The organism is Roseateles sp. P5_E1 (assembly GCF_054049335.1).
The window spans coordinates 1-534 of sequence record NZ_JBFUMN010000439.1; the positions used below are offsets into that span (position 1 = coordinate 1).

Sequence of the window (534 nt, forward strand, 5' to 3'; positions counted from 1 at the left end):
TCCTGGCGCAGCAGCGGATCGTCGCTGCCGGTGCTCAGTGCATGCCACAATGCACGCTGCGCCGGGTCCAGCGCGGCGTCGTCGAAGCGGTAATACGCCGACACGCCGGCACGCCGGTCGCGCACCAGGCCGGCTTCCTTGAGCCGGGCCAGGTGGGTGGACACGCGTGGCTGCGCCAGCGTGGTGATGGCCGACAGCTCGGCCACGGTCAATTCTTCCTGCTCCAGCAGCGTGAGCAGGCGTACGCGGGTGGCGTCGGCGAACACTTTCAGCCGGACCGACCAGTCCTCGAGATCCATTGAATATCTACCTATCGCGATATAGAGATATTTTCGCCCCGGGCCGGTGCCGGGTCAAGTCAGCTGGCATTGACCGGCCCCCGGTACAATCGCCGCACCTGGACGCGCGCTGCGCGGCCAAAATCACCATGTTCCCGGGAGGGTGTTGTGGATTTCAGTTTTACCGAAGAGCAGTTGATGCTGCAGGACGTTGCGCGCCGCATCGCCCAGGAAAAGATCGCGCCCAGCGCCGAGC

General features: G+C 65.2%; 1 protein-coding gene. It reads right to left on the reverse strand.

The features are described from left to right. A partial coding sequence (locus ACXJKJ_RS31970; protein WP_457395756.1) for an ArsR/SmtB family transcription factor occupies nt 1-299 on the reverse strand: 299 nt, incomplete at its 3' end. Nucleotides 300-534 lie beyond the last annotated feature (235 nt).